Source organism: Mycobacterium vicinigordonae, from assembly GCF_013466425.1.
In the GTDB taxonomy this organism is placed as follows: domain Bacteria; phylum Actinomycetota; class Actinomycetes; order Mycobacteriales; family Mycobacteriaceae; genus Mycobacterium; species Mycobacterium vicinigordonae.
The window spans coordinates 6,074,339-6,096,566 of record NZ_CP059165.1 but is presented as its reverse complement, the minus strand read 5'-3'; the positions used below and the strand labels follow the sequence as shown (position 1 = coordinate 6,096,566).

Sequence of the window (22,228 nt, the reverse complement as noted above, 5' to 3'; positions counted from 1 at the left end):
CCACGTGACCGAAGCAGCTCCAGCCCCCGTCGTCGTCCATTCCACCGCCGAGAAGCTGGCCGAGCTTCGTGACCGCTTGGAGCTGGCCAAGGAACCCGGCGGCGAGAAGGCTGCCGCCAAGCGCGAGAAAAAGGGCATCCCAAGTGCGCGGGCCCGCGTGCATGCCCTGCTGGACCCGGGCACCTTCTTTGAGATCGGTGCGCTGTGCAAGACCCCGGGCGACCCGAACGCGCTGTACGGCGACGGGGTGGTCACCGGTCACGGGTTGATCGACGGTCGCCCGGTCGGAGTGTTCTCGCACGACCAGACCGTGTTCCAGGGCACCGTCGGGGAGATGTTCGGCCGCAAGGTCGCGCGCCTGATGGAGTGGTGCGCGATGGTCAACTGCCCGATTATCGGCATCCAGGACTCCGGCGGCGCCCGCATCCAGGACGCGGCTACCTCGCTGGCCTGGTACGCCGAACTTGGCCGGCGTCACGAGATCCTGTCCGGGCAGGTGCCGCAGATCTCCTTGATCTTCGGAAAGTGCGCGGGCGGTGCGGTGTATTCGCCAATCCAGGATGATTTGCTGGTCGCGGTCCGCGACCAGGGCTACTTCTTCGTCACCGGCCCCGATGTGATCAAGGAGGTCACCGGCGAAGAGGTGAGCCTGGACGAGCTCGGTGGCGCCGACGCCCAAGCCCGGTACGGCAACCTGCATCAGGTGGTCGAGTCCGAGGAGGCCGCCTTCCAGTACGTGCGGGACTTCCTGTCGTTCCTGCCGTCCAACTGCTTCGACAACGCGCCGATCGTCAACCCGGGATTGGAGCCAGAGATCACGCCGACGGATCTCGAGCTCGACTCGATCGTGCCGGATTCGGACAACATGGCCTACGACATGCACGAGATCCTGCTGCGGATCTTCGACGACGGCGACTTCCTGGACGTCGCCGCCGGTCAGGGACCGGCCATCATCACCGGCTTCGCCCGGGTGGACGGGCGTCCTGTCGGCGTGATCGCCAACCAGCCGATGCACCTGTCCGGATCGATCGACAACGAGGCCTCGGACAAGGCGGCGCGTTTCATCCGGTTCTGCGACGCGTTCAACGTCCCGCTGGTGTTCGTAGTGGACACGCCCGGCTTCCTGCCCGGAGCCGAGCAGGAGAAGAACGGCATCATCAAGCGCGGTGGGCGGTTCCTGTACGCGGTGGTCGAGGCGGACGTGCCGAAGGTGACGATCACCGTGCGGAAGTCGTTCGGCGGCGCGTACGCGGTGATGGGCTCCAAGCAGCTGACCGCCGACTTCAACTTCGCGTGGCCGACCGCGCGTATCGCGGTGATCGGCGCCGAGGGGGCTGCGCAGTTGCTGATGAAGCGCTTCCCCGATCCGACGACGCCCGAGGCGCAGCAAATCAAGAAGGACTTCATCGAGGGCTACAACCTCAACATGGCGATCCCGTGGACCGCCGCCGAACGCGGATTCATCGACGCGGTGATCGACCCGCATGACACTCGACTGCTGCTACGCAGGTCGCTGCACCTGTTGCGGGACAAGCAGTTGTGGTGGCGGGTTGGCCGTAAGCACGGCCTGATCCCGGTCTAAGCACCTCGTCGTCTTCCTACCGTCGCCTCCCTTTGCCGGCTCCGCCGTCTCTGCCGTCGGCCCGTTTCTCCGGTGAGGGTGAATCCTGCTGCGCGACACGCCGATTGAGCGTCGTGGGGCTCACAGTCGAGAGGGAATTACTGCGCCAGTGCGCCGTCGGCCAGCTCGTCGAAGCGTTCCAGTGCTTCGTCGCAGTCGGTGTCGATACCGCGCAGCGGTCCGCGATCGGCAAGGTAGCGCTGCGCGTACAGCCGCGCCACCAGCGCCTTGCGTTCTCCATGGCGAGCATCCCGCTCCCATGCCGCCTGCTCGGTGAGCAGTGCGCCCGCGTAGACGTCGCCCATGAACTGAGCCAGCGGGAACAGCCGCGCTTCACCCGCCCGATCGTCCAGCTTTTCCCAGGCCGTCACGGCCGCGGCCAGATCCTCGATCCGCTCGGCGACCAGGCCGGTCGTGGCGTCGTCATCGGACACTGACACCGCGTCTCGCAACCGCGCCAGCAGCGGCTCGTGCGCACGCGCCTTCGCGATGCCGCGTCGCACGTCCAGACAGAGAATGTTGTCCGGGCCCTCCCAGATGGTGTTCACCTGGGCGTCACGCAAAAGCCTTGCTACCGGCCAGGTTTCAATGTAACCGTTGCCGCCGTGCATCTCGATCGCGTCCGAGGCGGCGGTAATGCCCAGCCGGGCGACCCGCAGCTTGGTGACCGGTACCGCGATGCGCTGGCGCAGGCTACGCGGTTGGCGATGGTTGACCGCGCCGGTGCCGTCGAACACCAGCGTCTGGGCCGCCTCGACGTCGACGATCATCTCGGCCAGCTTGCGACGGACCAACGGCTTGTCGATCAGCGGACCGCCGAACGCCTGTCGCTGCCGGGCGTAGCACAGCGATTCGACCAGGGCCCTGCGGGCGTTGCCGAGCGCGAACAGGGCGATGCCCAACCGTGCGGCGTTGGTCAGCTCCATCATTCGGCCCAGTCCCTTGCCGTCGGACGGACCGGCCTCGGCTGAGGGTTCCTGGGACAGCAGGAACGCTTCTGCGTCGACAAATTCCACCTCGCCGGATGCGACCGAGCGGGTGCCGAGTTTGTCCTTGAGCCGACGCAACCGTACCCCGTTGCGGGTGCCGTCCCGCCGTGTCCGCAGCACCAGGAAGTTGGCAACCCCGCGGCTGGAGTCTGGGGCGCCTTCGGGCTTGGCCAGCACCACGAATGCCTCACCGGCGCAGTTGGACGCGAACCATTTGAAGCCATTGATGAGCCAAACGCCGCCGTCGCCCGTGGGCGTGGCCGTTGTTTCCAGCGCGCCCAGATCCGACCCGCCAGTGCGCTCGGTGAGCAGCTGCGCCGTCTCGCCGGCCCACTCGCCGGACTCGAACTTGGCCAGCACATGCTCACGCACGTCGGGCGGCGCGTAGGCGGCCACCAGCGACTGGACCATGCCGCCTCCGGTGCCCAGCGCGCAGGCCATCCCGATGTCGGCCTGGTCCAGCAGGTAGTTGGCCGCGAACAGCGGCAGTGTTGAGCGAAAACCCGCGCCGCGCATCGCCGTACGCAACTCCTGCTGCGCATCGAGCACTGCCCGCTTGGATTGCTGGAACGACTCGGGTAACACGACGCGACTGATGTCATGGCCCCACCGGTCGTAGCGTTCCAGCCGCGGCGGGTTGCGGTCGGTCTCGTCGGCCCAGCGCGTGACCGGCCCGCCCATCAGTGCGCCGATGTTCCTCAGCTGGGGTTCGGCCACGGCCAGCTCATCGGGCTGCAGATAGTAGGCCATGGTGAACTGCAACGTGGGATCGCTCAGGTACCAGTTGAGACCCGTTGCACCGCGGTAGTTTTCGGTTCGGTAGCGCAGCGATTTGGCTGGCGTGGAGAACGGTAGCCGATCCACGGACTCCGGGGCGTACTCCGTCATGAACTCGACGCTATTACAGCGCCGGACTCTTTCGGGCTAGACCGGTGCCAGGAATTCGGTGGTGTAGAACTCGGCCGGGGCGTTGTTGTGCGGGTTGCCGGATTCGATCATGATCCAGACGCCCGTCGTCCCTTGCCTAATCGGCGCCTGGAGGGTCACGTCGACCTGGCCGCTCGCGTCGGTATCCACGCCGGTGAACGTGGTGCCCGGGGCGCCGGGACCGCAGGTTGCCGACGAAGGCATCGGTTCCTGGATCAGTCCGACGTCGAAGTGATGGCCGGGTTCGCCGGCGACGAGCAGATTCACGTGGGCGGTGACGCTTGATCCGGTGCTGGTGATCTGGGCGGTGCCGTGGCCCATGTTGGAATGCGGTACCTCCAGGGCGGTCTGGACTTGACTGAAGTCGCAATTTCGGAGAACGGCGTTGATCGGTATCGCCCCGGTGGCGCCCGCCGCGCCCGCTCCCAAGATCACCGTCGACGCCATGAGGACAGTGATTGTCGCAGCGGGTAAACCCAATCGAATCGGACGCATTGCCCTGCCAATCTCTGATTTCGCATTGATAGCGATCCAGATATTGACGCAATTCCCCCAAACCAAACATTCGGTTTCCGCCGATTGACTATTTTGTTCGCTTAACTACCGACTGATCTTGATTTCTGCAGGGAGAAACGCCTGGCATTTGATCTAACGTCAATATTCGGTAAGTCAGATGCCATTCCGGAGGCCTACGAAAAGCGTTGATGCAACGTAAATTCCGATGAACCCGGTGAACGCCGGGCCTCACTTGTTCTGCGACAACACCAAATAATCGGTCAGCGCGTTACCGATCGCCGCCGCGCCCAGGGCAGTTGGATGCAACGGCACCGCATGTTTCTTGGTGACGTAACCCTCTACATATCGCTCCGCGTGAGGTGCGCACATGTCGTGGCCAACCGACATTGGACGGGTGTCGAAGAATTCGACCCCCTTTTCGGCCGCGAGTTCCCGCTGCCTGTCGTCGAGCTCGTCAATTTTGGCTTGTAGATAATTGGCGTCGTGCGGCAAGACCGGCTGCTCGGGATAACAGCCGTCGGCCCGCAGGAACAGCCCGTACCCCACCAGGATGATCCGCGCGCGCGGGGACCGGGCGCGGACCTCGTCGAGCATTGCGGCCCAGACCGGTACCTGGTCAGCGATCAGCCGAGAAACGCTGTCGACCTGGTCGATGACGAATCCCCCAATGCACGGCTGCGGATCGGGGCCCTTGGCCTGGCAGGACTCGGCGTCGGCGGCCAGTCCGACGTCGTTGGCGCCGATGGTGATCGTGACCAGTTCCGTGGATGCGTCGAGCGCGTCCAGTTGGCGCGGCATGAGGCCATCGCCGGTCTGCTGGGCGCGACTGTAGATGTCGTCGGCGGTCGCGCCGCTGCACGTAGCGTCGCGGAAGGCGGCCGATGCGAGCCGCCGGGCCAGCACGGCAGGATAGTTGTTGGTCGACTTGTGACATCGTTCGGGTTCGGCGGGCTCCGGTACGCCGGGTGCGGCCGCGAAGGAGTCGCCCATCGCGACATAGCGGGAGCGCGCCGCCGACCCCGGACCCGCCGGCGGCGGTGTCGCGCAGCTGGCGCACACGCCGGCCACCAGCATGGCGATGCCCAGCCGCTTCGACCCCATGCAGCCCAGTGTTTCATCGGTCCCGCAGCGCCGCCTGATGTAATGGCCGGGTGCCCAACGGGATATCGAGGCGAGGATTCGGGTTAATTGCCGGTGGTGCCCTGGGAGCGACCGCGGTCGCGTGCAGTTCGCGGGACCATGACGCGGCACCCAATTCACCGGGCCCGCCGCCCGCGCCGGGCAACATCGAGGTGTCGGCACGTTCGTTGGGCTACACCGTCAATGTCAACAAGCCTGGCGGCGCACCCGGCTATGTATTCTTCGTTTCCGGTACCTCGGCGGCCGATCCCAACGCCGATGGGGGTGTCTCGATCCTCCTCATCGCCGACAAGGCCGGCCGCGTGGTGTGGCAGCGTGAGCTGCCGCCCGGCCAGGTCGGCGGCAACCTGCGGGTGCAGAACTATCAGGGCAGGCCGGTGCTCACCTGGTGGCAGGGCCTGCGGATGGGCAGCCACGGTATCGGCTTCAACTGCATCGCGGACCAGCACTACAACGTGCTCACCACCCTCACCCCCGGCGGAGACCTATCCTCGGACATCCACGAGTTCCGGCTCACTCCTGAGGGCCATGCCCTGATCACCGCCTACCAGGAGGTGACTGCCGACCTCACCGCAGTCGGCGGCCCCAAAGACGGCCGGGTGTTCAACTGCATCGCCACGGTGGTGGACGTGGCGACACGCAAGACGTTGTTCCAGTGGGATGCGCTCAGTCATGTGCCGGTCGCGGACTCGCCGGAAAAGTACACGGCGGGCGAGGCGTTCGACCCGTACCACATGAATTCAATCGCGCTGGACCCGTCGGGCAACCTGCTGATCAGCCTGCGGGCAGTGTCCACGGTATTCAACATCGACCCGCGCAGCGGCGCCATCAACTGGCAGCTCGGCGGCAAACACTCCTCCTTCGAGATGGGCGAAGGTGTCGAGTTTGCCTTTCAGCACGACGCCGAGATGCCGGACCCGAACACGCTGACGGTGTTCGACAACCACTTCGAGGGCAGCCGCGCCCAGCCCGGTGGTGGATCGGTGCCGACCCGTCTGAAGTGGATCCACCTGGACTTCGCCGCGCGCAAGGCCACTCTGATTCGTGCGCAGCCACACCCTGGCAACCTCAGCGCAGGCGCCATGGGCAACCTGCAACAGCTGGCCGGCGGCAACATCTTCTCCGGCTGGGGAACCGCGGGGCACATCACCGAATTCGCGGCCGACGGCGACATGCTCTACGACGCCACCTTGGCCGACGGTACCTATCGAGCGTTCCTCGACGAATGGACGGGCGACCCGGTGCTGCCGCCACAGCTGCTGTTCACCGACGGCGGTGTCCGTGCCATCTGGAACGGTGCCACCGCGGTAACCCGGTGGCGGCTGCTGCACGGCACACTGAGCAACGCGATGACGGAGGTGGCTACCGTCGACTGGGCCGGCTACAACACTCTAATCCCGTTGCGCGCCAAGCCAGACGGGTATTGCCAGTTGCAGGGGCTGGACGGCGGGGGAGCGGTTGTCATCCAGTCGACGCCGCTGCCGGCGCCGCGTTGAGTCTTGAAGCCGGCCAGCAGCTGAGGAGCCTAAGGCTTGATGCGGATCTGGCCCGGTGACCACAGCCCGCTGCGCGTCGCCTCGCCCAGGTCTAGCCGCGCGGGCGGAGCGTCGACCAGCGTGTCGAATTGGCGCAGCGAACCCCAGTCCCGCGCCCAGTCGCGCGACAGATACGTGGCCATCACATGCGCGCGCAGCAGCAGGTCGGTGATGCCGAGCAGGCCGCCGTTGACACCGTCCTCCCACGTGTCGGTGTCCAGTTTCTTGGCGTTGTAGTCGGGCGTAATGCGGAACCGCGGGATCTCGGTGACGCCGTTGGTGTGCAGCATCGGTCGCTGGCAGGGGAAGGCCAGGCCGACGGCCCAGTCCAGCAGCACCGGCTGGGTGGAGCCGACGTACTCCTGCAGCGATCGCAATTCGGGGACCCGCGGCGGGGTGATCGCGATCCAGTCCTCCGGCGTCAGGGACAGGTCCTCGGCAACCACCCGCACCGCGACGGCGTCGGCCGGCATCTTGTCGCGAGCGAACCGCAGGTTTCGCCACGCTTTGGGCTGCTCGCCGTAGAGGTCGTCGGGGATTAACCGCCCGGCGGGCACCAGCGGGCCGGCACCTTGGCGGGCGTACTCGAGCACCACGGTCTGGCCGCTGGTGAAGTGGTGCAGCACGCTGTTGCCGGTGATCTTGCCGGCTGCGGTGATTACCACCAGCGGATGGCTCGCCAGCGAAGCCTGGTCGGGCTTGGGCAGCGTGTACCAGGCCGACGCCAGCCGGCTCTGCTGCTGGGCGCCGGTGGTGTAGGTGCCGGCCAGCGGCACTCGCTTCGGATCGAGTTGGTACGGCAGCGGCACCGTCGATCCGTTGATGCCGGGCGCCTTCAGCTTTGTCGGAGCATCCCAGTCGTAGTCGGTGCCGGGCTGGTTGGGTTTCATCACCATCGCCTCGGCCACGGTGTGCTCCGGTACCCCGTTTGGGGAGAAGCCGACCGGGTTGGACCCGCCCAGCGGGCCCAGCGGACCGTAGTCGCCGGGCAACGGAGTCATGAAGCCGTCGTTGGGGTCCGGCTCGACCAGGACGTCGTCGGCCAGGCCGCAACCTCCGGTGAACGCGCGCAGATTCGACCAGCCGTTGGAGTAGGTGGGGTACTGCCGCACGATGCCGATCCCCATTGAGGCGATGAAGACCAGCGCCATGAACCCGGCGGCCAATGAGACCGGCGCAGTGGTGAGCAAGGTGGTGATTCTGCCCTCACCGCTGCCCCGCGGCGCGAAGTGCAGCCACGCCGCATATACCGCGGCCAGCGCGAACAGCACGAAAAACATTGTGCTGACTGTCATCCCGGCGATCTTGGGCATGGTGCTGTTGAACGGCACCCCGTAGCTGGACACATACCACCAGCCGTTGGTGGTGGCGAAGCAAAGCGCCAGCAGGAAGAACACCGCCGCTAGGAACGCCATCCGGTTGCGCGACCAGCGCAACACCGCCGGAGATACCAGCACCGTCGTCAAAGCGGCCATCGCCGCCCCCACCGCAGCGAACAACCCGAAGTGATGCACCCACTTGGTGGGGGTGAACATCAGGAAGAACATGGTGCCGAATATGACACCCATCAGCCGCCACGCCGGGCCGCGTGCCACACCGGGAACTCGCTTGCGCCGCAACATGATAAACACCGCCGTGAACAAGCACAGCGCGGTGATCAAGAAGCCGAACCGGCGCGAGAGCGAACCGTCAACGGTGGGCAGGATCAAGTAGTAGTAGCGCAGGTTCTCGGTGTACCAGGCTTGGCTCGGGCCGATCTTGCTGCGGACCCGGGTGGCTTCCAACACCGTTGACAGCGTCTGGTCGGCGAACACGACAGTCAGGATGATGGTGCCCGCGGCCAGCATCGGCGAGAGCAACGGCAATGTGCCGCCCACCATGCGACGGCGTTTGGCCAGGATCCGCAGGATTGGACGACCACCGGCCACCAACGCCGCCACCGCGATCAGGCCGGTCGGCTGCACGCCCAGGGTGAACGCCGCGGTGATGATGGCCAGCGCGGCCGGCGTCAGTCGGCTGTACCGCATCGACCGCTCGATCAGTACGTAGGTGACCAGCGAACCGAGCGCGATGATGCCTTCGGGCCGCAGGCCATTGTTGAACGGCATCCACGCGGTCAATAGCACCATGGCCGCCGCCCAGTTGGCGGGTTTGCTGGCGGTAACCGCTGGGCCCAACCTTGGCAGCACCTCGCGCGACAGCAGCAGCCAGCACACCAGACCGGCGAACAGGTCGGGCAGCCGCATCCAGATGCTCGCGTCGCTGACGTGGGTCATCAGCGCCAGCAGGTTGTAGTACCAGCCGAACGGGTCCTCGGGGCTGCCGAACCAGCGGAAGTAGTTGGACATGTAGCCGGCGTGGTCGGCCACCCGCGCCATGCCCAGGATGTAGCCGTCGTCCGACGAATTGGCCCCGATCACGTGCCAAAGCAGGAACGCGAAGATCACCACGCCGTCGAGCAGGGTGAATTTTCGCCAGTTGGCCGGGATCCAGCGGCGCATCCGGTGACCGTCGAGCTGGTCGAGGCGCCACAGCGCGATCAACGCGACGACCGTGGACACTAGCGCGCCGACCATGGCCAGCAGTTTCAGGGTGGTGGGGGTGGTGGAGAAGCGGGTGTCCACCGTCGCCGAGAGCTTGAGTTGCGGCGGCGCCGGGCCGGTGAGGTCGGTAAATACCCCGACGATTTGCGGGCGCAGGTTGGGGTCGGGGAAGCCGCTGCGCAGCGGGGCGCCGCGCGGGTCCTTGAGCCCGACGAACTCGGCGAATGTCCCGGCGTGGGTGGAGGTGATGTCGATGCGTTCGCAATCCGGCGACCGCATCAGGTCGCGCGGCACCGACAGGATCACCACGTTACGGTCGGTGACGTCCACGCGCTTGGCGCTGACGACGACGAACAGCGCGTTGAGGTTGGCATCCTTACCCTGCTTGGGCGCGGTGCCCAGGATCACGCCGCCTTCGGCGGGCATGTCCCGTTCGATGGTGCACGGCACCGACGCTTTGAAGTCCACCGGCGTCAGCGAGATCAGCGGCGAGGTCACACTGTTCAGCTGGCCGTTCTGCGGCCAGTTCAGCATCGCGGTGGTCTGCACGACGGGCAGCAGCGGCGTGGCGACCGACAACACGAATCCGATCAGCCCGGCGATAGTGGCTACCCAGCGGGTCGCCTTGAGGTTCCGGTCGGCCAGCGTCGGTTCCGGCACGGTGACGGTCATGGCAGCGCCCTGATCGGTCCGGGCCGGCTCCAGCCGGGTACGGTCACCACTCCCTGCTCAACGGTGGCTTCCGGCGCCTTGTCGGCCGGCACCAGCCGGTGGTACTGCTCCACCGATCCCCAGTCGCGGTACCAGTCGCCACTGAGGTACGTCGAGATCGTCGAGGTCCAGAGGAGGGCCTGGGTGAACATGAACGGCCCGCCGGCGTTCGCCGACTGCCATAGGTTCGACGACACCGCCGTCTGTTTGTGGTCGGGCAGGATGCGGTACTGCGGCAGTTCGGCGATGCCCAGGTGCTCGGTGAACGGCCGCTGGCACGGGAAGTTCGCGGCGGTCGCGATGTCCATCAGCACCGGGTCCTGCGACCCGATCAGCTGCTGCAACGGCTCCAGCTCCGGCACCCGCGGCGGGGTGAAGGCGAACCACTGCTCAGAGCTCAGGTTCGGGTCGTATGCGACGATGCGGGCCACGTTGGCCTCCGGCGGGGCCCACAGGAACGGGAACCGCAGGTTACGCCAGGCCGGCTGCGGGCCTAGGTCGATCGGGAAGACCTCGCCCAGTGGCGCGATGTTGCCGTCGGGCTTGGCCACGCCCCACTGCAGTTTCAGGGATTGGCCGTACATGAAGTCGCCGTCTTCCTTGTAGGACCAAATGGCGCCGGCCGCCGAGACCACGACCAGCGGCCGGTCCGGGCGCCGCGGCGGCAACTGGTACCAGGCCGAGGTGGCGCGTGCGGCCAGGTTGTTCTCGCCGTAGCTGCCCATCACCGGCGTGGTTGCCGGGTTGAGCCCGAACGGCAGTGCCGCGTGCGAGCCGTTGACGCCGACCGGACCCTTGCCCCCGGCGGTGCCGGCGGAGTCGGTGATGGCGGCGTTGGGTTTGTTGGGGGAGGCGTCGGAGTTGACCACGCCGGGCTTGCTGACGACGGGGTCGGACTGCAGGTTCTCGCCAACACCCTCGGGCTTGAAGCCGACCGGGTTGACGCCGCCGAGCGGCCCGTCCGGACCGAACTGCTGACCCGGAACCGGTTGCAGCATCCCGGCATTGGAGTCCGGTTCGGCCAGCACGTCGTCGGCCATGGCGCAACTGGTGGGTGAGAGTCCGGACTCGATGGCCCGCAGGTTGGCCTTGCCGGTGGTGTACAGCGGGTAGCGGAACACCGCGCCTTTGGCCATCGAGCCGACCTCACCCAGCACCATGATCACCGCCACCACCAGCAGCGGAGTCGACGCCAGGACTCGGTTGCGCCGGTTGTTCTTGACCTCGGTGTGGCCGGCGTAGTCCATCCGGAAGTGATACCAAGCGGCCAGCAAGCCGGTGAGGATCGACAACGTCAGGAACATCGACGTCACCGGGTGACTGGCGACGACGGGCTGGATGTCGTACCAGGGGACGCCGTAGTTGCCGACGTAAAACCAGCCGTTGATGCCCGAGGTGGCCCAGGCCAGCACGAACAGCAGCGCGGTGACGTAGAGCGCCAGGTTGCGTCGGCTGTGCAGGCCGATCCGGGACACGGAGAAGGCGGTGACTGCTCCGAGCGCGCCGGCCAACCCGGCGAAGATGCCGAACTGGATGGCCCACTTGGTCGGGGTGAAGTGCAGCAGCAACAGGCCGATCGCCGTCGTGCCGACCAACCGCCATGCCGGCCCGGTGGCTAGTCCGGGCACCCGGCCGCGGCGCAGCAGCACGAACAACATGCCGAACATGCACAGCAACAGGATCAGCGCGGCGAACCGGCGCGACATGGAGCCGTCGGCGTTGCTCTCCACGGTGAGGAAGTAGTAGCGCAGGAAGTCCTGGTACCAGGCGATGGTCGGGCCGACGGTGTACTTGATGCGCGCGGATTCGGCCACGGTCGCGAGCGTCTGCGAACGGAACACCACCACGAAGATCAGCGACGCCGACGCCGCCAGCACGGCCAGTGGCGCGAGCAGTCCGTCGGTGGGACGCCGGCGCCGGATCGTCTGGGCGATGGCACGGGCGCCGGTCAGCAGCGGCGCGACCGCGATCAAGCCCTGCGGCGCCAGCGTCACGGTAAATACCGCAATGATGATGGCGACCGCGGCGGCGGCCAGCCTGGCCAGGGCGATCGAGCGTTCCACCATCATCCAGGTGGCGAGCACGCCCAGCGCGATCAGCGGCTCGGGGCGTAGACCGTTGTTGAACGGCAGCCAGGCGGCGACGAACACCGCGCCTGCCGTCCACACCGCAACCCGGTTGCCGGACAGGCCGCCTCTGCCCGGGCCGAGACGGCGCAGCACGCAGCGGCTAATGATCAGCCAGCATGCGACGCCAGCCAGCGTGGCGGGGAGACGCATCCACACCCCGGCCGTGCTGACGGAGGCCATCTTGGACAAGACACTCAGGTACCAGTCGAACGGTGCGTCGGTAGTGCCGAAGTAGCGGTAGTAGTTGGCGACATATCCGGCCTTGGGTGCTACCCGCGCGATGGTCAGGTTGTAGCCGTCGTCGGAGGAGATGGCGCCGATGAGGTGCCACCCGAGCAGGGTCGCGAGCACCCCTGCGTCAGCTAGCCAGGTGGCCAGGCCGACCCGCCAGACCCTGGAGCGGTGCACGCGTGGGCGGTAGCGGGCGAGCCAGGCGACGGGCGATCGCCAGTCGCGCACCTGGTCGCCACGGCTGAGGCGGTCCAGCGCGCCCAGCGCGCCGACAGCCACCAGGACCGCCAGCACACCCAGGCCTATCGCGAGCGTCTTGAGGGTGGTCGGCGCGAGGATGAATCGGGTGTCGACGTCGACGCGCGCCGACAGCCCGGGCTGGGCGCGCACCTTCAGGTCGGTGAAGAAACCCCCTACCTGGGGTTTCTTCTCAGGCGACAGCCTTCCGGCGGCGTTGGGGATGCCGTCGAAGTCCGCTCCCGCGCCGCCGGCGTCGGCCCAGACGTGCAGTCGTTGGCAGGCGCCGGCTGCGATCGCGGCACGGGGTGCTACCGCGGCGACCGTGTCGCGGAATGCGACGACGACGGATTCCTTATTCGCTCTGACGAACAGGCCGTGCTTGCCGGTCTCGAACCCGTCGGCGGGCAAGGTGGACAGCACCAGGCCGCCGTCGGCCGGCAGGGTGGCGATCGCCGCGCAGGGCAGCGAGATGTCTAGGGACCGCGGCGCGCCCGACACCAGCGGGGCGGTCACCTGGCTGATGTTTCCGTCTGCGGTGGCGCCTTGCGGCCACAGGATGGTTGCGGTGGTCTGCCGCACCGGGAGCAGCGGGACCAGCAGGCACAACAGCAGGCCGACGACGCCGGATACGACGGCTAGGAGGCGGGCGATCCGGTGGGATCGCACATTACCGTCGGGGGACACGAGGCTCGATCGTAGGCGACGGGGCTAAGTCCGTTGAGGATGCGGGGCCGCGTAGCGGCCACGAGGACGAGATGGACGATCCTGCTCGAGTCCGTTGAGGATGCGGGGCCGCGTAGCGGCCACGAGGACGAGATGGACGATCCTGCTCGAGTCCGTTGAGGATGCGGGGCCGCGTAGCGGCCACGAGGACGAGATGGACTCGTGCCCTCACTCAGCCCTTGCGGCGGCCCGAGGTCACTGATCGGAGCTCTGAGCCTTAGCCAATCTGTCGCGCAGGCTCTTCGGCCGGATGTCGGGCCAGTTCTGTTCTATGTATTCCAGGCACGCACCGCGATCTGCTTCGCCGTAGACCACCCGCCAGCCCCCCGGAACATCGGCAAACGTCGGCCACAGGCTGTGCTGCTCCTCATCGTTGACCAAGACATAAAAGCTGCCATTGTCGTCGTCGAACGGGTTGATGCTCACCGCGCCTCCACACGAAACCAGAATTGGGTTCCAACAAGCTCAAGACGATACTTCCCCGGCGCGTCGCTGTCCGCCTTTGTGCCGGACTCGCAGCCGGCGCGTCAGCTCTTGCGCAGCGGCGCGGGATTCCACAGGCCGCTGCGGGTCACCGTGCCCAGCTCAAGGCGCGCCGGAACAGCGTCGGGATAGTAGGGCGTGAATCGTTGCAACGCACCCCAGTCCCGAGACCAGTCGTCCTTCAGGTAGCTGGCTACCGTCGTCGCGTGCACCAGCAACTCCGTGATGCCCAGCGGGCCGCCGCCGAGGTTATCCATCACTGGTGAGTTCGCCTCGGCGCCGAAGCGGTCCGGCAGGATGCGCCACTTGGGTGGCTCGACGACGCCGTTCTGGTGGCCGAACGGTCGCTGGCAGGGGAACGCCAGCCCGACCAGCCAGTCCAGGAACACCGGGTCTTTGGAGCCCACCACGTCCTGCAGGGTCCGCAGTTTGGGAATCCGCGGTGGCGTCAGTCCGATCCAGTGCTGCGGGGCCAGGTCGTTGTCGTCGGCCACCAGCCGGATCTGGCTCGCCGAGTCTGGGATCGCGGACAGCGCCACCCGCAGGTTGCGCCAGGCCGGGGACGCCCCGACATCGGCGAATGCCATTGAGCCACTGTGCTTTCCGGCAGCAGCCTCGTCGTCGGTAGCCCATTGCACCTGGACCTCCCGGGTGTCGAACCGGCCGGCAGCGGTGACCACCAATAGCGGCGTCTTCTTCCGCTCGTCTTTGGGGGGCAACCGGTACCAGCCGGACCGCAGCATGGCGGGAACCTGAATGCCCGATCGCCAACTACCCAGCACCGGGACCTGGGCCGGATCCAAGTTGAACGGCAACCGGGCGCGCGAACCGTTGATGCCGGGCGCGGCGGTGGTGCCGCCTTCGGTGCCGGCCTCGGTGCCGGTGATCATCCCGTCGTCGTTGACGAAGCTGCGGTCACCGGGACGCTCCATTACCGGGTCGGCGGACACGTCGGCGGGAATCCCGTTGGGCGTGAACGCTTCCGACAGTCCCGCGCCCAGGGCTTCACCTACCGGGGCGGACACCGGCGCCAGCATGCCGGCGTCGGGGTCCAGTTCGACGAGCACATCCTCGGCCAGGCCGCACGTCTTGCCGGTGAGCGCCTGCAAGTTGGACCGGCCAACCGACCACGCCGGGTATTGGGAGATCATCGCCTGCGTCAGCGACGCAACCTCCAGTAACACCAGCAGCCAGGTGGCGATCGCCAACGGCGACTGCACGATTCGGGAGGCCCGGGCGCCGAAACGCGTCTTCGGGGGGCCGTCGTCGTTGCTGGCGACGAAATGGAACCATGCCGCGATCAGCAGCACCACGACGGTGAGTTCGAGCAGCGCCGTGGTCAGCGACCAGCGCCACTTGGGGAACGAATTCGACCATGGCACACCGAAATTCGATACGTACCACCAACCGTTGACACTGGCGAAGGACATCGCCATCACGAAGATCACCGCGGCGGCGAACACGGTGCGGTTGCGCCGGGAGCGCATCGCCGTTCCCGTCACCGCGACTGCAGCCAGCGCGCCCAGCGAGCCGGCCAGCCCGGCGAACACCCCGAAGTGGTGGGTCCACTTGGTCGGGGTGAACATCATCGCCAGGAACGAAATGATGGTGATGCCGATGATGCGGCGGCTCGGACCGGCCGCGGTACCCGGAATCCGCCCTTTGCGCAACGACATCGCGACCGCGACCGCTAACGCCAGCAGCAGCGCCAGCACTGCGAAGCGGCGCGCCACCGACCCGTCCGGGCTGGGCATGAACAGCCGCTCGTAGCGGATGTGCTCGTCGAACCACTTCAGGCTGGGGCCGACGGCCTGCTTGAGCAGGCTGGCCTGTGCCTCGCCCGCCAGCGTTTGGTCGCGGAAGATCAAGATCGCGGTGACGGTGGCAGCGGCCAGGATTGGTGAGACCAGCGGCAAGATGCCGAACCGTTTGGAGCGCCGGTGCAGGATGGTGCGCAGCGGGCCGATCGCGACCAGCAGCGCGCCGATCGAGGCGATGCCGGTTGGCCCGGAGAACAGCGTTAACGCGCCGATGATGCAAGCCATCGCGACCGGCAACAGCCGGCTGGTCGCCACTGCGCGCTCGACCGAGCACCAGGTCAGCAGGATGCCCAGGGCGATGATCGGCTCGGGACGCAGGCCGTTGTCCAGCGGCAGCCAGACCGCGAGGAACATTCCTGCCGCCGTCCATGCCGCGGCCCGGCTCTTCTTGACCGCGTAGCCCAGCCGCGGGATTACCTCCCGGCTGATCACCCACCAGCAGGTCAGTGCCATCGCCAGGGTGGGCAACCGCATCCAGATGCTGGCCGTGCTGACATGCGCCCACAGCGCCAGCAGGTCGTAGTACCAGCCGAACGGTGCCTCGGGGGTGCCGAACCAGCGGTAGTAGTTGGCCATGTACCCGGCATGCTCGGACACCCGGGCCATGGTCAGGATGTAGCCGTCGTCGGAGGTGTTGGCGCCGACGAAGTGCCACCACGTCAGCACCGCGATGACCAGCGCGTCCAGCCCCCCGACAGACCACCAGCGCGACGGCAGGAAGCGCCGGTGTCGGGTGCCGTCGGCGCTGTCCAGAACGTACAGCGCAATCAGCGAGGCGGCCGTCAGCACCACCCCGAGGATCATCGCGGCCATCTTCAGCGTGGTGGGGCTGCTGCTGTAGCGGCTGTCGACGGTCGCGGAGAAGCTCAGGCCCGGCGGCGCCGGCCCGGACAGATCTGTGAACACGCCCACGATCTGGGGACGGAAGTCGTAGCCGCTTTTCTCGCCGCGCAGCGGTTCGCCGGGGTGCTCGGTGGTGGGTCCCTGTTTCAGGCCGACGAACTCCCCGGTGACCCGGTCGGCGTGCGCGGTGAACGTCAGGCGCTGGCAGGACGGCCCCAGCACCTCGTTCATCGGCGCGGTGACCACCGGCACGTTGCGCACGATCAGCACCAGGTCTTCGTTGACCCGCTGCAACAGCAGTCCGCGGTCAATGGCCTTCGGGGCCTGCTTGGGCACCGTCGACAGCAACACCGTCTTGGCGGCGTTCTGCGGTCCGGCCAGCCCGGCGGCGGCCTGGCAGGGCACGCTGATGTTCAGGTCGGTCGCCACGTAGGAGATCAGGGGGGCCTCGACGCTGCCGAAGACGCCGTTCTGTGGCCAGTTGAGTTGGGCAGTCGTCTGCCGGACCGGCAGCAGCGGGGTCGCCAGCGCAAGAACGGTCCCCAGCAGACCGGCGACGACGGCGACGACCCGGGCGAGCCGGTAGTTCGCTCCCTCGTCGCTCACGGAGGTAGATGGTAATTCGTTGACGGCGTGAGGCGAGGCTTCGGTCGCCATCAGGGACCCGGCTTGCGGATGGCCACCACGAACGGGCCGATGGTCTCAACCGAGAACCGCGAGTCGGCGAACAGGGCGGCCTTGAGGTCCACGGTGTAGCGCCGGACGTTCGGCTGGTTCGGGTATACGTCCTCGGCCAGCCGCAGGGTATAGGTGTTATTCGCACCGCGGCGCATCAGGAAGACGGTCGGCGGCGGCCAGGGCAGGTTGTCCAGCGAGTGGATCAACTCGTCGGCCGTCTTGAGCTGGGCCCAGCTCTCGATCTGTGCGGCTCGCTTGTCGAACTGGGCCAGTGGGTTCGCGTAGTGCGACGTCAAGCCCTGGAAACCCCAGTAAGGGTAGAACGACAGGAAGCTGTAGTCGGCGGTGAGCACGACGGTCTGGTCACGGGGCTTGCCGGTCACTTTCTGGATGACGGCGTCGACGGCCGGGTAGTACTTCTCCGAAGCGGGCGGGCGCCGGTCGCCGCGTTGCCCGTCACCACCGGTGTCGGTGTAGGCGATCGTGAGATCGGGTCGCAGCACGTCGGGAATGTCCTGGCTGAAGGCGATGGCCCCGGTCAGCCCGATCGCGGCGGCCACCGGGAGCACGACCCGGCTGCGTTTGGAGAGCGCCTGAACGCCTTCAACGAAGCCGAAGACGCCGGCCGCCACCAGCAGCACGCTGAGCGTGGGCTGCAGCCGGAACGACAACAAGGTGGTCCGTGCCAGCGTGGTCAGCATCGACAGCAGCGACCACAGATAGACCGCGGTCACGGCGACGGCCAGCCCGCCGGCCCGCACCGAGGAACGCGCCCGGATCACCAGCCAAAGCGTGCCCACCAGGCAGATCGCACCCAGCAGCGAGAACTGCAGCATCGGGAAGGTCAGCGCAGCGCCGTCGGCGGGTAGGTAGTGGAAAGCGCTACCGGAATTGCTGATCGGGGCGGTCAGGGTCCTCAGCAGGTAGGGCAGCCAGGTGGTGGATGCGATCGCCGCCGCGATGACGGCGATGGTGGCGAGCCGGTACAGTGGATCGAGTGCGGCCTTGATCCCATATGTCCGCCCGCGCGCCGCGGCCACCCCTAGGGCCATCAACGCCACCGTGAACGCACTGAAGCCGAACAACAGCGTGTACCAATTTGCCGCGAAGCCCAGAAAAAGCCCGGCGCCGACGATCGCCGCCCAACCCGCTGCACCCCCACCCGCTTTCTCGTCGGGTGTCGCAGCGTGGCGCTCGACATCAGATGAAGCGACGACATCAGATGGAGCGGCGACATCAGATGGAGCGGCGAACCGTGTGCCGGCGCGCAGACCCGACCACGTCAGCACGAACACGGGCGGCAGCAGCACCGTGATCATTGCGGCATAGGGCTCCGGTGAGCTGTAGGCCAGCATCACCGCGGCCGTCGCGGTGGTGACCAGCAGCGCGTACTCGAACCGGATCATGCGCCACCACAGCACCAGCGCCACGGCCACCGCCACGGTGATCGAGGTGATCGCCCACGGCTTGAACATTTCCCAGGCCGGGGTCCCGGTGACGGCGGCGGCGCGCCCGCCGATCCAGAACCAGCCCGGTGGGTAGAACGGCGGCAGGCCCTGATAGGTCATGTCGCGCAGCGCGGGGCTGTCGGTCAGGCGGGTCAAGTATTCGGTGCGGAACTGCTGGTCCACGGAGATGCCGAACAAGTACAGCTTGGTGGCCCCCAGCGGCATGCCTAGCGTCACGACGGTGAACGCGCAGACGAACACCAGCCCGCCCAGTTGGGCCAGCCGCCTAAAGCGTCCGTGCCGCCATACCAGCCCGACGGCCAGCAGTCCGGCCAGGCAACCCACCTGGCCCACGGTGGTCAGTGCGTGCAACTGATTGGACGATGGGTAGGCCGGCCATTGAACCCGTGAGATCGCGCTCAGCGACACCGCCGCTACCACGACGGCTACCAGAGCCGCCGCGATCATCTGGCCAAGGGTGGCCAGCGCGTTGCGCATGCTCAGATGGGCAGTCTGCGGAAGATCTTCCGCGGAACGTGTCGCAACACCATCATCACGTAGCGGAATGCTGCTGGTGCCCAAACCAATTCCTTACCTTTGGCGGCCGCGGTCACCGCGAGGTTTGCTACGTACTCCTTGTCGACGGTCAGCGGAGCTTCCTTGGCGCCGGTGGCCTGCCAATGCGCGATCGTCGTCGACGTGCGAACCTGGCCCGGCCGGATCACCAATACGTGAACCCCGAACTCGCGCAGCGCTTCCCCGAGCCCGAGGTAAAAGCCGTCCAGCCCGGCCTTGGTGGAGCCGTAGACGAAGTTGGACCGGCGCACCCGTTCACCGGCCGCGCTGCTCATCGCGATGATCTGGCCGAAACCCTGCGCGCGCATCTTCTCGCCCAGCAGTACGCCCACTGAAACCGCCGCAGTGTAATTGATTTCGGCAATCTGCACCGCCTTGCGCTGGTTCTGCCAGAGCTCTTCGGCGTCCCCGAGCAGACCGAACGCGACGATGGCCACATCAATGTCACCGCCGCTGAAGGCCGCATCGATGACCGCAGGGTGGTTGCCGCTTGAGGTGGCGTCGAAGTCGATCCACTCGACTGATTTGGCGCCCGCCGCTGTCATCGCGGCGGTGGCGTCGGCCTTGCGCGGATGGTCCGGTATGTCGGCCAGCACGATTCGGGCGTGCGCGTTCTGCAGGTACCGTTCGCAGATGGCCAGCCCGATCTCGGAAGTGCCTCCGAGCAACAGGATCGACTGAGGATTACCGACAGCGTCCAGCACCATCTAGAGCAGCTCCAAACGTCGGGCCATGTCGGAGGCGAACACCCCGTTCGGATCAACCTTGCGTCGCAAGGCGATCCACTCGTCGATGCGCGGATACATGGCGTGAAAAGTCTCGGCACTCACCCGAGAGTCCTTGGCGGTGTAGACGCGGCCACCGAATTGCAGTACCCGCTGGTCAAGCTCATTGAGGAACTCGTTGACTCCGGGCTTGACCGGGAAGTCCATCGCGACATTCCAGCCGGCCATCGGGAAACTCAGCGGCGCAACGTTTCCCGGACCGAATAGTTTGAACACGTTGAGGGCCGAGTAGTGGCCTCGGGTCTGGATCCACCGGATGATGGCTTTGAATTCGTCCATCGCATCGGGCGGGACCAGGAACTGATGTTGGGCGAAACCTGCTGGCCCGTAAGAATAATTCCAGCCGCTGACCAGGTCGAGCATGTGGTAAAACTGCGACAGATTCTGGATCTTGCCGGTGTAGTTGCCGCCTAGCCGGTAGTACACCTCGCCGATCGCCATGAACGACAACTTGTTCATCGCGCTGACGGGAAATGCGTTGGGCACCTTCAAGAGTTGCGGCGCATCGAATTTGAGCGGGTTTTTGGCGAGCTTGTCGGGCAGTTGGTCGAGTCGCGCCAGGCTACCCCGGCTGACCGAGGCGCGTCCGAGTTTCGGTGGCGGACTGATCAGATCGAACCAGGCACTGGAGTACGTGTACTTGTCCTCGCTGCCATCGAGGTGCACGGCGACGGTCTCATCGAGGTCGTGGGTGGCCAGGCCGTCGGCAATGAAATAGGCCGTCTCGGTGGGCGTCATCGCGATGGTGGCGCGCAGGATGATGCCGGTCAGCCCGTTGCCCCCGACGGTGGCCCAGAACAGTTCGGTGTCGTCGCCGTCGGGGGTGATGGTGCGCACTGAACCGTCGGCCAGCAGCAAATCCATCGACCGCACATGGTTGCCGAAGCTGCCGGCGCTGTGGTGGTTCTTGCCGTGGATGTCACAGCCGATCGCCCCGCCAACGGTGACCTGGCGCGTCCCGGGCAGCACCGGTACCCACAGCCCGAACGGGAGTGCCGCCTTCATCAGCTGGTCGAGGCTCACCCCGCTGTCGACGTCGGCCAGACGGGTCTCGGCGCTGATTGAGTGGATCTTGTTCAGCGGCGTCATGTCGATCACCAGGCCGCCGCCGTTCTGGGCGTTGTCGCCGTACGAGCGGCCCAGACCGCGCGCGATCACGCCACGGCCAGGGGAGTCGGCTGCCTGGGCCACCGCCTTGGTGATGACCTCGACGTCCGGGGTGGACAACACCTGAGCTACCGACGGGGCGGTCCTGCCGAAACCCATGAGTCGCTGCGGTGTGGTCGGTATATCAGCGCTGAACATCGTCAAAGAGGGTACCGCGCGTGCGGCCAGGCTCAGCGGACGCGGAAGATCACGGTTCGCTGCACGATGAAATTGATCACCGTCGCCACACCCTGCGCGATCACGAATGCGACGGGGATGGCCCAGCTGCGGTAGTGCAGCAGCGCCAGGCACAGATGGTTCAGACCCACCTGAACGGCGAAGGTGACCCCGTAAAGCGCCATCACGGCGGCGAACCGGGCCCGGCTGGGCGCCGCCCTAAAGGTCCACCGCCGGTTGATCAGGTAGGCGGTGATGGTGCCGATGACGACGCTGATGAACTTCGACAGGTCTACCTGCAGGCCCGCACCCTTATAGAGCGCGACATACACGCTGAAGTCCACCATGGCCGCAAAGATGCCGGTGATCAAAAAGCGCAGCGCCTGAGTGGTCAGATGCAGGTGCTGATGCTGATCCTCGTCGACGGGCGCGGCATCGGGCTCGGGCGGGATCATCGTCAGCTGGGCAGCTTCACCGAGATCAGCTCGACCTGTGTCGGTCCTTGCGGCGTCGAGTAGGTCACGGTGTCACCGGCCTGGTGTCCGGCCAGCGCCTGACCCAGCGGGCTGCGGGCGGTGAGCGTCTCGGCCTCATGGCCGACGGGTGTCTCCTCGACGATGGAAATGACGTGCATGGTGACCACCTCGCCGTCGGCGAATCGCAGCGTCACTTCGGTGCCGCCGGGCAGTTCCCCGGAGGCGTCCGAGCTGGATGGGCCGGCCTTCAACCGGCGGTCGAGCTCGTTGATGCGGTCGCCGAGTACGGCCAGTTCGTCGGCGCGCTGGATGGCTTCGGCGGCATCACCGTGATCACCGACCATGCCGCGGTCATTCTTGACCTCGACCTCTAGCCGGTCGTACCGCTGTTTTAGCCGATCGAGCTCGGCAGCGAGGTTCTCGCGGGCGGCAGCCGCCGGGTCCGTTGACTGGGCTTCCTTGCTCACCTGCGCGACCTTTCGCCCTGGGGT

The 22,228-nt window shown here is 66.7% G+C and carries 14 protein-coding genes; 2 read left to right on the top strand and 12 right to left on the bottom strand.

Annotated elements, in window-relative coordinates:
• Positions 1-4 precede the first annotated feature (4 nt).
• Positions 5-1,582, top strand: coding sequence for an acyl-CoA carboxylase subunit beta (locus H0P51_RS27435; protein ID WP_180915909.1), 1,578 nt, complete (start codon positions 5-7; stop codon positions 1,580-1,582).
• Positions 1,583-1,719: 137 nt separating this feature from the next.
• Here H0P51_RS27435 and H0P51_RS27430 read toward each other — a convergent pair whose 3' ends face one another.
• From H0P51_RS27430 to H0P51_RS27420, 3 genes are all read right to left on the bottom strand, one after another.
• Positions 1,720-3,498 carry an acyl-CoA dehydrogenase family protein gene (locus H0P51_RS27430; RefSeq protein ID WP_180915908.1) on the bottom strand — a complete coding sequence of 593 codons (1,779 nt, stop codon included), beginning with the start codon at positions 3,496-3,498 and terminating at the stop codon, positions 1,720-1,722.
• Between the two features lie 36 nt (positions 3,499-3,534).
• Complete coding sequence (locus tag H0P51_RS27425; RefSeq protein ID WP_246398253.1) at positions 3,535-3,984, bottom strand: hypothetical protein; 450 nt, start codon at positions 3,982-3,984, stop codon at positions 3,535-3,537.
• A gap of 297 nt (positions 3,985-4,281) precedes the next feature.
• The gene (locus H0P51_RS27420) at positions 4,282-5,154 is read right to left on the bottom strand and encodes an SGNH/GDSL hydrolase family protein (RefSeq protein ID WP_180915906.1); all 873 of its coding nucleotides are present in this window, start codon (positions 5,152-5,154) and stop codon (positions 4,282-4,284) included.
• 50 nt (positions 5,155-5,204) lie between these two features.
• On the opposite strand from H0P51_RS27420, the gene H0P51_RS27415 reads away from it, so the two are divergent.
• Complete coding sequence (locus H0P51_RS27415; RefSeq protein ID WP_180915905.1) at positions 5,205-6,689, top strand: arylsulfotransferase family protein; 1,485 nt, start codon at positions 5,205-5,207, stop codon at positions 6,687-6,689.
• Positions 6,690-6,718: 29 nt separating this feature from the next.
• Here the strand turns inward: H0P51_RS27415 and embB are convergent, their stop codons facing one another.
• The 9 genes from embB to H0P51_RS27370 all read right to left on the bottom strand — a co-directional run bounded on the left by embB (position 6,719) and on the right by H0P51_RS27370 (position 22,204).
• Positions 6,719-9,943, bottom strand: coding sequence for an arabinosyltransferase EmbB (embB, locus tag H0P51_RS27410; RefSeq protein WP_180915904.1), 3,225 nt, complete (start codon positions 9,941-9,943; stop codon positions 6,719-6,721).
• On the bottom strand, positions 9,940-13,266 hold the full coding sequence (locus tag H0P51_RS27405) for an arabinosyltransferase domain-containing protein (RefSeq protein WP_180915903.1): 3,327 nt from the start codon (positions 13,264-13,266) through the stop codon (positions 9,940-9,942). The genes embB and H0P51_RS27405 overlap by 4 nt, the downstream gene beginning before the upstream one ends.
• 234 nt (positions 13,267-13,500) lie before the next feature.
• Positions 13,501-13,731, bottom strand: coding sequence for an MbtH family protein (locus tag H0P51_RS27400; protein WP_180915902.1), 231 nt, complete (start codon positions 13,729-13,731; stop codon positions 13,501-13,503).
• A gap of 101 nt (positions 13,732-13,832) precedes the next feature.
• Positions 13,833-17,108: an arabinosyltransferase domain-containing protein gene (locus H0P51_RS27395; RefSeq protein WP_180915901.1), complete on the bottom strand. Its 3,276-nt coding sequence runs from the start codon at positions 17,106-17,108 to the stop codon at positions 13,833-13,835.
• Positions 17,108-19,075, bottom strand: coding sequence for a galactan 5-O-arabinofuranosyltransferase (locus H0P51_RS27390; protein WP_180915900.1), 1,968 nt, complete (start codon positions 19,073-19,075; stop codon positions 17,108-17,110). Before H0P51_RS27390 ends, H0P51_RS27395 begins: the two co-directional genes overlap by 1 nt.
• 2 nt (positions 19,076-19,077) lie before the next feature.
• Entirely contained in the window at positions 19,078-19,860 is a 783-nt protein-coding gene (gene dprE2, locus H0P51_RS27385; RefSeq protein WP_180915899.1) for a decaprenylphospho-beta-D-erythro-pentofuranosid-2-ulose 2-reductase, read from the bottom strand.
• Complete coding sequence (dprE1, locus tag H0P51_RS27380) at positions 19,861-21,243, bottom strand: decaprenylphosphoryl-beta-D-ribose oxidase (RefSeq protein ID WP_180915898.1); 1,383 nt, start codon at positions 21,241-21,243, stop codon at positions 19,861-19,863.
• 32 nt (positions 21,244-21,275) lie between these two features.
• A complete protein-coding gene (locus H0P51_RS27375; RefSeq protein ID WP_180919264.1) occupies positions 21,276-21,641 on the bottom strand; it encodes a GtrA family protein in 366 nt (121 codons plus the stop codon).
• A gap of 77 nt (positions 21,642-21,718) precedes the next feature.
• On the bottom strand, positions 21,719-22,204 hold the full coding sequence (locus H0P51_RS27370; protein ID WP_180915897.1) for a GreA/GreB family elongation factor: 486 nt from the start codon (positions 22,202-22,204) through the stop codon (positions 21,719-21,721).
• Positions 22,205-22,228 lie beyond the last annotated feature (24 nt).

Bases quoted from the DNA above. Each gene is read 5' to 3' on its own strand.
- H0P51_RS27395 (WP_180915901.1), bottom strand. From the start codon at position 17,108: ATGGCGACCGAAGCCTCGCCTCACGCCGTCAACGAATTACCATCTACC.
- H0P51_RS27390 (WP_180915900.1), bottom strand. From the start codon at position 19,075: ATGCGCAACGCGCTGGCCACCCTTGGCCAGATGATCGCGGCGGCTCTG.
- H0P51_RS27420 (WP_180915906.1), bottom strand. From the start codon at position 5,154: ATGGGGTCGAAGCGGCTGGGCATCGCCATGCTGGTGGCCGGCGTGTGC.
- embB (WP_180915904.1), bottom strand. From the start codon at position 9,943: ATGACCGTCACCGTGCCGGAACCGACGCTGGCCGACCGGAACCTCAAG.
- H0P51_RS27430 (WP_180915908.1), bottom strand. From the start codon at position 3,498: ATGACGGAGTACGCCCCGGAGTCCGTGGATCGGCTACCGTTCTCCACG.
- dprE1 (WP_180915898.1), bottom strand. From the start codon at position 21,243: ATGTTCAGCGCTGATATACCGACCACACCGCAGCGACTCATGGGTTTC.
- H0P51_RS27425 (WP_246398253.1), bottom strand. From the start codon at position 3,984: ATGGCGTCGACGGTGATCTTGGGAGCGGGCGCGGCGGGCGCCACCGGG.
- dprE2 (WP_180915899.1), bottom strand. From the start codon at position 19,860: ATGGTGCTGGACGCTGTCGGTAATCCTCAGTCGATCCTGTTGCTCGGA.